The organism is Actinomadura fibrosa (genome assembly GCF_900659615.1).
Classification (GTDB): Bacteria; Actinomycetota; Actinomycetes; order Streptosporangiales; family Streptosporangiaceae; genus Spirillospora; species Spirillospora fibrosa.
The window spans coordinates 1-6,986 of sequence record NZ_CAACUY010000360.1; the positions used below are offsets into that span (position 1 = coordinate 1).

Here is a 6,986-nt window from a genome sequence, read left to right on the forward strand (position 1 = left end):
GACTACGCCGAGCGGAGCGCCGGCGCGGTGCCGCCCGGCGTCGCCCGGCTGGCCGAGCTGGCCGGGGCGCTCGCGGCCGAGCCCGCCGTCCTGCTGCTGGACGAGCCGCTGGCCGGCCTCCCGGTGCGCCGCTCGCGCGCCCTTGAGGTGCTGCTGCGGGACCTCGCCGCCGAGGGCCTCGCCGTGCTCGTCGCCGAGAACGATCTCGAACGGGTGATGGGCGTGTGCGACACGCTGCACGTCCTGGACGCGGGGAAGGTCGTCGCGGCGGGTCCTCCGGCGGAGGTACGCGCCGGGGTCACCACGTGTCGATCCACCGCCGCGGCGCCTCCTCCCGCGCGCCGTCCGGTGGAGGTGCCGCTCCGAACGCCGCGGTGATCCGGCGGCGGGTGTCCGCCGGGTCGATGACGTCGTCCAGCTCGAAGACGGACGCGGCGTTCAGCGCCTTGCCGTGCTCGTACGCGGCGGCGACCATCGTCGCGAACAGGGCGTCGGGGTCCTCGGCCGCGGCCAGCTCCTTGCGGAACCCGAGCCGCACGGCGCCCTCCAGGCCCATCCCGCCGATCTCGCCGGTGGGCCAGGCGAGGGTGGCGAGCGGCGCCTTGAACCCGCCGCCCGCCATCGCCTGCGCGCCGAGCCCGTAGCCCTTGCGGAGCACGACCGTGACGACCGGGACGCGCAGGTTCGCGCCGATCACGAACAGTCGGCTGAAGTGCCGGACGGTCGCGGTGCGCTCGGCGTCCGGGCCGACCATGAAGCCGGGGGTGTCGCACAACGACACGACGGGCAGGCCGTGCGCGTCGCAGAGCTGGAGGAACCGCGCGGCCTTGTCGGCGGCGTCGCGGTCGATGGCGCCGCCGAGGTGCCCGGGGTTGCTCGCGATCAGCCCCATGGGACGGCCCTCGATCCGCACCAGCGCCGTCACGATCCCGACGCCGAACGCGCGGCGCAACTCCAGCACCGACCCGGTGTCGGCGAGGTGGCCGACGACACGCCGGACGTCGTAGGCGCGCAGCCGGTTCTCCGGGATCACGTGCCGCAGGATCCGCTGGTCGTCGCAGGTCCACTCCGCCGAGGGCCCCTGGAAGTACGACAGGTACCGCCGGGCCGCGGCGACCGCCTCCGCCTCGTCCTCCACGACGATGTCGACGACGCCGTTCGGCTCCTGGTCGGCGACGGGGCCGATCTCCTCGGGGGCGAACACGCCGAGCCCGCCGCCCTCGATCATCGCGGGGCCGCCCATGCCGATGTTGGCGTCGCGGGTGGCGATGATGGCGTCGCAGCAGCCGAGCAGCGCGGCGTTCCCGGCGAAGCACCGCCCGGCGGCGATCCCGACGGACGGGACGAGCCCGCTGAGCCGTCCCATCGCGTGGAAGGTCGTCACGTCCAGCCCGGACACCGTCGAGGTGTCGGTGTCGCCCGGACGGCCGCCGCCGCCCTCCGCGAACAGCACCAGCGGCAGGCGGCGGCGCCGGGCGATGTCGAGCATCCGGTCGGTCTTGCGGTGGTTCTGGTGGCCCTGCGTCCCGGCGAGGACCGTGTAGTCGTAGGACATCACGACGGCCTGCGCGCCGTTGACCTCGCCGAGGCCGCAGACCATCCCGTCGGCGGGGGTGCGCTCGATGAGGTCGTCCAGCGACCGGCGCTGCCGCTGCGCGGCGATCGCGAGGGCGCCGTACTCGGCGAACGTGCCGGGGTCGCAGAGGTCGTCGATGTTCTCGCGCGCGGTGCGCAGCCCCCGGGCGTGCCGCTTCGCGACCGCCTCGGGACGGGCCGCGTCCAGGCCGATCTCGTGGCGGCGCAGCGTCTCGGCGAGATCGTCGCGGATCGCGTCGAGATCGGCCTCCGCCTCCTCCGCGGCCGAGCCGCCGTCGACCTCGGCGGGCTCGACGAACAGCAGCGGCGCGCCCTCGCCGACGGTGTCGCCCGGCGCGGCGGCCACGCGCCGCACCACGCCCGCCTCCGCGGACCGGACGACGTGCTCCATCTTCATGGCCTCAAGGATCAGGACGGGCGCGCCGGCCCGGACGGGGTCGCCCTCGCGCGCCTCGACGCTCACCACCGTGCCCTGCATGGGCGCCGCGACGGCGACCGTGCCGGGCGGCGCGTCCGGAACCGCCGCCGGAACCGCCGCCGGGACCGCTTCCGGCGCCGCGTTCGGCGTCTCGGCGTGGAAGCGCCGGTCCTCGGTCTTCAGCAGGGCCGGGAGGTGGTCGCCGACGAACCCCGTGTCGACCCCGCCGGCCCGGAAGTCCGGATGCCGCAGGACGCCCCGCAGCAGCGGGATGCTCGTGGCCACGCCCGCCACCTCGAACTCGCCGAGCGCCCCGTCGGCGCGCACGGCGGCCGACGGCAGGTCCTCCGCGCGGACGATCACCTTGGCGAGCAGCGGGTCGTACCGGGCACCGATCCGGTACCCGGTGTGGCCGCACGTGTCCACGCGGACGCCGGGCCCTGTGGGCGGAGCGAACGCGGTCAGCGTCCCGGCGCGGGGGTGCGGCGTCCCGTCCGCGTCGATCGTCTCGGCGTTGACGCGCACCTGGACGGCGCAGCCGGACGCGCGGGGCGGCGCGCCCAGCCCGACCGCCGCGAGGCCCTCGCCGAGCGCGAGCCTGATCTGCGCCTTCACCAGGTCGACGCCGGTGATCTCCTCGGTGACGGTGTGCTCGACCTGGAGCCTCGGGTTGACCTCCAGGAACCAGTGCTCCCCCTCCGCGACGAGGAACTCGAACGTGCCGAGCCCCTCGTACCGGACGCGGGAGGCCATCCGGACCGCCGCGGCGAGCAGCGCCTCGCGGACGTCCCCGGCCAGCGCGGGCGCCGGCGCCACCTCGATCAGCTTCTGGTGCCGCCGCTGGACGCTGCAATCGCGCTCCCACAGGTGGGTGACCGCACCGGAGCCGTCCCCGGCCACCTGCACCTCGATGTGCCGGGCGCGGGGCACGTACCGTTCGACGTACAGGTCGCCGGCGCCGAACGCGGCGAGCGCCTCGGACCGGCACCGCTCGTACGCCGCCGCCATCTCCCCCGCTCCGGTGACGGCGCGCATGCCGCGCCCGCCGCCGCCCGCGAGGGCCTTGAGCATGACCGGGCCGTGCTCCAGGGCGAACGCCTCGGCGTCGGCGAGGCTCGTCGGGCCCGTCGTGCCGGGCGTCACGGGCACGCCCGCCGCCCGGGCCAGCTCCCGCGACCGCGCCTTGTCGCCGAACAGTTCCAGGAGTTCGGGGCGCGGCCCGGCGAACGTCAGCCCGGCGGCGGCGCAGCGCTCGGCGAAACCCGCGTTCTCGCTCAGAAAGCCGTAGCCGGGGTGGACGAGGTCGGCGCCGGCGTCCACGGCGGCGGCGACGAGCGCCTCCGCGTCCAGGTAGCCCGCGGCGCCCTCGCCCGGCAGTTCCCGCACGGCGTCGGCGCGGCGCGCGTGCGGCGAGCCCGCGTCGTCGCGCGTGTGGACCGCCACGGTCCGCAGGCCGAGCTCGGCCGCCGCCCGCACGACCCGCAGCGCGACCTCGCCCCGGTTCGCCACCAGGATCCCGCCCACACCGGCCCTCCTCACCTCGGCGCCCTCGACGACGCCTCACTCTAGAGAGGACCGGTGGAACGTCCGGGCCGGGGCCCCATGCGGCGGGGGCCCCGGCCCGGACGGGCCGGTGGGCGGAGCGGCCCGCCCGGTCTCAGTGGCCGGACGCGACCGGCCCGGCGGCCAGGGCCCGGTGCGCGCGGATGATCTCCGCGTAGCGGTGGCCGCTGTCCTTCACGGTGCGCCGCTGCGTGGCGAAGTCGACGTGGACGAGGCCGAAGCGCTGCGCGTACCCGTACGCCCACTCGAAGTTGTCCATCAGCGACCAGGCGAAGTAGCCGTCCATGGGGACGCCCCGCCGGGCCGCCGCCGCGCACGCGGCGAGATGGGCCTCCAGGTAGGCGGTGCGCTCGGGGTCGTGGACGGCGCCCTCGGGCGTCACCGTGTCGGTGTACGCGGCGCCGTTCTCGGTGACCATGACGCTGCGCGGCGCGTACTCCTCGTGGACGCGGACGAGGATCCGCTCCAGCCGGTCGGGGTGGATCTCCCAGCCCATGCCGGTGAGCGGGGTGCCGTCCGGGGTGACCTGCCGGGTGCGCGGCGGGGGCCCGGCGGGGTCGTCCACGTTGACCGAGCGGCGGTAGTAGTTGACGCCGAGCCAGTCCAGCGGCGCCGCGATCGTCTCCAGGTCCCCGGCCCGCACCGGCGGCTCGACCCCGTAGACCTCGATCATGTCGGCGGGCAGGCCGCGGCCGTGGATCGGGTCGAGCCACCAGCGGTTGTGGTGCCCGTCCTCGCGCGCGGCGGCGGCCGCGTCCTCCTCCCGGCCGGTGGCGGGCTCGCAGTCGGTCAGCAGGTTCACGACGCCGATCCGCGCGTCCGGGACGGCGGCGCGCACGGCCTGCGCGCCGAGCCCGTGCGCGAGCATCAGGTGGAAGGACGCGGGCACGGCCTGCCGGACGTCGGCGACGCCGGGCGCCATCACGCCCTGGAGGTGCCCGAGCCACGCCGCGCAGATCGGCTCGTTCAGCGTGCTCCAGGACTTCACGCGGTCGCCGAGCGCCCCGGCGACGACGGCGGCGTACTCGCCGAAGCGCTCGGCGGTGTCGCGGGCGGGCCAGCCGCCGCGGTCCTGGAGGGCCTGCGGGAGGTCCCAGTGGTACAGCGTCGGATGGGGCATGATGCCCGCCTCCAGCAGCGCGTCCACGAGGCGGTCGTAGAAGGCGAGGCCCGCGCGGTTCACCGGCCCGCCGCCGTCCGGGAGCACCCGCGGCCACGCGATCGAGAACCGGTAGGCGTTCAGCCCGAGCGCCGACATGAGCGCCACGTCCTCGGGCCAGCGGTGGTAGTGGTCGCAGGCGACGTCGCCGGTGTCGCCGCCGGCGATCGCCCCCGGGACGCGGCAGAAGGCGTCCCAGATGGAGGGGGCTCTGCCGTCCTCGTCGACCGCGCCCTCGACCTGGTAGGCGGAGGTGGCCGCCCCCCAGGCGAAGTCGGGGCCGAACGCGGTCAGGTCGTCGATGGGCACGGGACTCCTCTGCGGTTCGCGCGCACGCCGGCTCGGGTGCCCGCTGGTTCACGGTGATCGGGGGCGGGGGGCGCCGGACGGGGTCCGGTCATTTCACGGCGCCGGCGGTCAGGCCGGTCACCAGGAAGCGCTGGAGCAGCAGGAACCCGGCGACGACGGGGACGCTCACCACGAGCGAGGCGGCCATCACCTGGTTCCAGTACACCTCGTGCTGCGTCGAGTAGCCCTGGAGGCCGATGGACAGCGTCCGGGTGGCGTCGTTGGTCATCACGGAGGCGAACAGCACCTCGCCCCACGCCGTCATGAACGCGTAGACGGTCACCGCGACGATGCCGGGCACCGACGCCGGGACGATCACGCGCAGCAGCGCGCCGACCGGGCCGCAGCCGTCGACCCGCGCGGCCTCGTCCAGCTCGCGCGGGATCGACTCGAAGTAGCCGACGAGCATCCAGATCGAGAACGGGAGCGAGAACGTCAGGTAGGTGAGGATCAGCGCGCCCCGGCTGCCGTACAGGGCGATGCCCGTCGCGTTCCCGACGTTCACGAAGATCAGGAACAGCGGGAGCAGGAACAGGATGCCGGGGAACATCTGCGTGGACAGGACCGTCACCGTGAACACCCGGCGGCCGAGGAAGCGGTAGCGGCTGACCGCGTAGGCGGCGCCGATCGCGATCACGACCGACAGCAGCGTCGCGGCGCCCGCGACGATCACGCTGTTGACGAAGTAGCGGGCCAGCGGGACGGTCGACCACATGTCGACGTAGGGGCGGACCGTCGGCGCGGACGGCAGCCACCGGAACCCGCCCTGCACGTCCTCCAGCGGCTTCTGCGACGAGCTGACCATCCCGTACACCGGGACGAGCGTGAACACGGCGAGCAGCGTCAGCACGACGCGCCGCGTCCAGCGGAACGACGCGGGCGGGTCCATCGGGCCGCGCCGGCGCCGGACGGGACGGGACGGCGGCGCGGGGCGTGCGGTGTCAGCCATGGGCGGGCCTCCGTCGCGAGGTGACCAGCAGGTACGCCGCCGTGACCAGCAGCAGGAACAGCAGGAGCAGCACCGACATCGCCGAGCCGGTCCCGAAGTTCCAGGTCAGGAACGAGGCGCGGTAGATGTGCACGGAGATCAGGTCGCCGCCCGCGGGCGCCGCCTTGCCGAACAGGACGAACGGCGTGTTGAAGTCGTTGAACGTCCAGAGGAAGAGGACCAGCACGAGGACCTGGTTGATCGGGCGCAGCGCCGGCATCGTGATGTGCCGGATCTGCCGCCAGATCCCGGCGCCGTCCAGCGCGGCGGCCTCGTACAGGTCGCGGTTCACGTTCTGCAGCCCGGCCATCAGGACGAGGAACGCGAACGGCCAGTTCCGCCACACGACGACGGTCGTCAGCGCCCAGAAGCTGTTGTCGCCGATCAGCCAGAACGGCCGGTCGCCGCCGGTCAGGTGGAGCTGGTCGACCAGCACGTGGTTGACCATGCCGGTGTCCCGCTGGAACAGGAACGCCCAGGTCATCACGGCGGCGTAGACGGGCAGCGCGTACGGGACGAGGAACGCGGCGCGCAGCAGCCCGCGCCCGCGGAAGCGGTCCTGCATCAGGATCGCGGCGGCGGTGCCGAGCAGCCACGACAGGCCGACCGCCAGCACCGTCACCGCGACGGTGACGAGGAACGAGCGGAACAGGTCGCGGCCGATGGCGCCGTCCCAGTCCACGGCGACCCGGTAGTTGCCGAGGCCCGCGCCGGGCGCGCCCGCCCAGTCGCGGATGTAGAAGAGCGTGAGCTCCTTGAAGCTCATCCAGATCCCGACCGCGATGGGCACGACGTGGACGATGAGCTCGGCGGCGACCGCGGGCGCGAGCAGCAGGTACGGCAGCGCGCGCGGGGACACCCGGAGCCGGGACCGGCGGCGGGCGCGCCGGGGCCCGGCGGCCTCCTTGAGGGAG

General features: G+C 74.9%; 4 protein-coding genes and 1 pseudogene. 1 reads left to right on the forward strand and 4 read right to left on the reverse strand.

The genetic code is table 11. The annotated features are described in order from the left end of the window. Positions 1-378: pseudogene (locus tag E1300_RS50930) on the forward strand (hypothetical protein); the annotation flags it as partial. On the opposite strand, the gene E1300_RS46055 reads toward E1300_RS50930, so the two are convergent. The 4 genes from E1300_RS46055 to E1300_RS46070 form a co-directional block, all read right to left on the reverse strand. Next, the gene (locus E1300_RS46055) at positions 299-3,538 is read right to left on the reverse strand and encodes a carboxyl transferase domain-containing protein (RefSeq protein WP_131763585.1); all 3,240 of its coding nucleotides are present in this window, start codon (positions 3,536-3,538) and stop codon (positions 299-301) included. The pseudogene E1300_RS50930 and the gene E1300_RS46055 overlap by 80 nt on opposite strands. Before the next feature lie 133 nt (positions 3,539-3,671). Continuing rightward, complete coding sequence (locus tag E1300_RS46060; protein WP_131763586.1) at positions 3,672-5,045, reverse strand: GH1 family beta-glucosidase; 1,374 nt, start codon at positions 5,043-5,045, stop codon at positions 3,672-3,674. 88 nt (positions 5,046-5,133) lie between these two features. Next, on the reverse strand, positions 5,134-6,033 hold the full coding sequence (locus tag E1300_RS46065; RefSeq protein WP_131763587.1) for a carbohydrate ABC transporter permease: 900 nt from the start codon (positions 6,031-6,033) through the stop codon (positions 5,134-5,136). Continuing rightward, positions 6,026-6,986: carbohydrate ABC transporter permease (locus E1300_RS46070; RefSeq protein ID WP_131763588.1), on the reverse strand; the 961-nt coding region annotated here is incomplete at its 5' end. The genes E1300_RS46065 and E1300_RS46070, both read right to left, overlap by 8 nt.